Annotated in this window: 4 protein-coding genes and 3 tRNA genes; all 7 read right to left on the bottom strand. The window is 59.3% G+C overall.

What is annotated here, in order from left to right; translation table 11 throughout:
• The coding region (locus ACT9T4_RS26605; RefSeq protein WP_202966612.1) for a GTP-binding protein at window positions 1–107 on the bottom strand (107 nt) is incomplete at its 3' end.
• Between the two features lie 84 nt (window positions 108–191).
• Window positions 192–267, bottom strand: a tRNA-Thr gene (locus ACT9T4_RS26600).
• A gap of 25 nt (window positions 268–292) precedes the next feature.
• Window positions 293–366: transfer RNA gene (locus ACT9T4_RS26595), tRNA-Gly, on the bottom strand.
• Window positions 367–391: 25 nt separating this feature from the next.
• Window positions 392–476 (bottom strand) — tRNA-Tyr (locus tag ACT9T4_RS26590).
• A 146-nt stretch (window positions 477–622) separates the two neighbouring features.
• A complete protein-coding gene (locus ACT9T4_RS26585; protein WP_042555078.1) occupies window positions 623–1,303 on the bottom strand; it encodes an SPOR domain-containing protein in 681 nt (226 codons plus the stop codon).
• A gap of 3 nt (window positions 1,304–1,306) precedes the next feature.
• Complete coding sequence (locus ACT9T4_RS26580) at window positions 1,307–2,065, bottom strand: pantothenate kinase (protein WP_499119865.1); 759 nt, start codon at window positions 2,063–2,065, stop codon at window positions 1,307–1,309.
• Window positions 2,055–3,008 (bottom strand): bifunctional biotin--[acetyl-CoA-carboxylase] ligase/biotin operon repressor BirA, encoded by a 954-nt coding sequence (gene birA / locus ACT9T4_RS26575; protein WP_499119867.1) that lies wholly within the window; start codon window positions 3,006–3,008, stop codon window positions 2,055–2,057. Before birA ends, ACT9T4_RS26580 begins: the two co-directional genes overlap by 11 nt.
• Between the last annotated feature and the right edge of the window lie 534 nt (window positions 3,009–3,542).

The raw sequence follows: 3,542 nt of genomic DNA, 5'->3' as shown, positions 1-3,542 counted from the left end.
CAGACGCGGGTCAGAGCAGCGGTCAGAGTGGTTTTACCGTGGTCGACGTGGCCAATGGTGCCAACGTTGACGTGCGGCTTGTTACGTTCAAACTTTTCTTTAGCCATTTTGACCGTCTCCGAACGAAGAATTCAGCTAGTGATACCACCATTAAAACAAAGGCAGATACTTTCATATCTGCCTTTATTAAATGGAGCTCATGAGCGGATTCGAACCGCTGACCTCACCCTTACCAAGGGTGTGCTCTACCAACTGAGCTACATGAGCAAATATATTGCGCGACCAGCAAAGCTGGAGCGGGCAGCGGGGATCGAACCCGCATCATCAGCTTGGAAGGCTGAGGTTCTACCATTGAACTATGCCCGCGGAGCTCACAGCTCGCGCTTAAATCTGGTGGAGGGAGAAGGATTCGAACCTTCGAAGTCGATGACGTCAGATTTACAGTCTGATCCCTTTGGCCGCTCGGGAATCCCTCCATAAGGAGGCGGCATTCTCAATATCTGCCACCCTACTGTCAAGCACTTTCTCATTTAAAAACCTGAGCTTAGCGACACTAACAGCAGCTTCACATACACACCGGTTAAGGCGTCCACCCTGCGAAGCGGGCGCCATTCTATGCATTCTATCGAGGGCTTGCAACCCCTTCGCACGGCATTAATTGATGTTGTAAGCCTTTGAAGTCCAAAGACAATCGTTCGAGCAGAGAATCATCGACCAAACGCCGGCTTTCCGGGGCAATACGCACCCAGTGGCGACGGTTGGCTCGCGGCAACTCTCGCAGCAGCGGCTCATAGCCGGCTCTGCGCAGACGCGAGATCACGCTATCGGCAGAGTCATGGCGAGGAAAGATACCAAGGGAAATGCCATTCGACAGATCCCCCTGACTGATGATGTAGCTGTCGATCTTGCGTGCCTGCAATTCACGCAACTGCCTCAACGATGCCTGCCGGGATGCGAGCGGCGGCAGGTAGACCCAATAGTCGACAGCACCGGCGGACTCGACCACCTGCACCTGCGAGCGAATATCCAGACTGAGAAGACGCTGCTCGACCTGCTCTGCCTCGACATTATCCTCGAAGCTACCTAGGAACAGACACACAGCCTCCTCTTCGGGAGGAGCCTCCTTCACCGCAGCGCTACGGCGCTGCTGAGGTTCTGACTCACTCAGCAACTGGATATCGCGACGGCTCTCCTGGTAAAGCGAAAGCGGCGCGACCTCCTTGGCATGCATGGGTGTCTGTTGCTGATGCCAGACATAGTAGAAGGCATTCAGCACGACCAGGAGCATGAAAATCCAGCGCATACCTTACTCCCCAGCCAGTGGACAGGCGATCGCCAGACCGATGAATACCAAATCCGGCACCACCCGGGCGGCAGGCACCCACTGCGCGGCCAGCACGGCGTCGCCGCCGGTAAGAAACACAGTGACATCGTCGCCGCATTGCTGGCGTGCCAGCTCGAGCTGGGTGTCGACGAACCCGCGCAACATCAACAAACAACCACGCTCCACTGCCTCCGCGGTGGAACGCCCAGGCACAAGACTATGCTGCGCCTGCTCAGCGACAGCGTCGTCATAACGGATGCGGCGCGTGTGAGTACGCAACTGATTGCGCATCAACGGCATCCCCGGGCAAATGAAACCGCCAAGATGGCTCCCGGCAGAATCGATGAAGTCGGAAGTGATGGCAGTCCCCAGATCAAGAATCAGACAAGCACGACGCTCCAGACTGTATGCCCCAACCACCGCCAGCCACCGATCGAGACCCAGCCGCCGGTATTCATCATAGCCATTGCTCACACCGGCAAGGTTCTGCGCTGACGCGGCCACCCTGCAATCGATGCCGAATCGATTTTTCAACGCGTCGACCAGCAGCCGTGTTTCGTCTTCGCTGCGCACACTCACCAGCCTGCACATGAACAACTCGCCGGGAAAGCGAGATGCCAAAGCCACGAGCAGCTCCTCGTCGCTGCCGACTACACCACCAGCGACCACCTGAGCGCCCCCCTGCCTGGGCAGGACACGCCACTTGATAAAGCTGTTGCCGCAATCAAGCTCAAGAATCATCACGCAACCTCAAACTGAGCTCACCACCGCTGAACACACGCTCACCGCCATCAACCTCGAGGCGTAGCGCGCCAGTATCGTCGACGCCCAGCACTCGTCCTTCTATGGACTGCACACCCGCCGCAAGCGAAACCGCTCGCCCCTGCCACAGGTGACTGGCTTCCCACTGCTCGCGCAAGGCGGAAAAACCATGAAGACGATGCAACTCCAGATGGCGGGCAAGATGGTCACTCAAGCCAGCTACGAACTGGTTGCGATCGATTTGCGCTCCAAGAACCTGCCTGATAGAGGTCCAGGGCTGGTCGATCGCGCCCCCGGGCACTGCCCGCATATTGATATTCACGCCAATTCCGATAATCACATGGCAAACGTCAGCGGGGTCGCCGGATAGCTCCAGCAGAATGCCGGCGATCTTGCGCCCCCCCACCAACAGATCATTGGGCCACTTGAGGCCGACATCGGCAACACCCGCCTCGCGGATGGCATGCAGCAAGGCGAGGCCAACCACCAGGCTGAGACCCTCAATCTGACGCATGCCCCCGGTGATACGCAGCACCAGGCTGTAGTAGAGGTTCTCACCGAACGGGCTGACCCAGTTGCGACCACGACGCCCCCGACCTGCCGTCTGCTGCTCGGCAATGACCAGAAAAGGCGGTGTGGCTCCGGACACCAGGTGGCGCAGCGCCTCCGCATTGGTAGAGTCGACCTGCTGCAGAAGCCTCACCGGCCAGCCTATGGGGGTAAGCGCATCGCTGGCCAATAGGGACAGGGGCATCTCGAGACGATAGCCGCGGCCGCGGACCTTGTGAATGCTGAGATCGAACTCAGCCTCGAGCGCCTGCAGCCGCTTCCATATGGCTGCGCGGCTTACACCAATGGCGGCGCCAAGCTCTTCGCCCGAATGGAACTGGCCATCTTGTAAAAGTCGCAATAAAGGCTGCATGCCGAACCTGCCGTGCAATAAGGTGCGCATGATAGCGATGCGTTCCGCCGCTGCCTACCGAGGTCGGAACGCAATTACCTCGACGTATTTGCAAGTCATGCCCGGGCAGTTGGCTGAATGCCCCGTGAACGCAAGCCGCCCCGGGCTACAAAGCCTGCGCAGGGCGTAAGACGCCACCCCTCCACCACGCCCCACGCGCAGGACGGCCTGCTGTAGGAGCCGGCTTGCTGGCGATGCTCTTGACCGCGGCTCGCCAGCAAGCTGGCTCCTACACGTGCCCCGTAGCCAGGGCTGGCGACGCGAAAGCTGGGGCGCGATCCGTAGGGTGGAAGACGCTTCACCCTTCCACCACTGCCCCACCGCGCGCAGGACGACCTGCTGTAGGAGCCGGCTTGCCGGCGATGCTCTTGACCGCAGCTCGCCAGCAAGCTCGCGCCTACGTGCGGGCCGCCCCAGCCTTTTCTGGCGCCGAAAAGACGAAACCCCAGACCTCTGTCGAGATCTGGGGTTTCTGGTAGAAGCTTGACGATGACC

This window comes from Pseudomonas sp. SZ40 (assembly GCF_052958135.1).
Note: the sequence above shows the minus strand (reverse complement) of the source record. Positions and strands in the feature narration are given on the sequence as shown.

Coding starts and splice junctions, on each gene's coding strand:
- ACT9T4_RS26585 (WP_042555078.1), bottom strand. CDS start 1,303: ATGCGCTGGATTTTCATGCTCCTGGTCGTGCTGAATGCCTTCTACTAT.
- ACT9T4_RS26580 (WP_499119865.1), bottom strand. CDS start 2,065: ATGATTCTTGAGCTTGATTGCGGCAACAGCTTTATCAAGTGGCGTGTC.
- birA (WP_499119867.1), bottom strand. CDS start 3,008: ATGCAGCCTTTATTGCGACTTTTACAAGATGGCCAGTTCCATTCGGGC.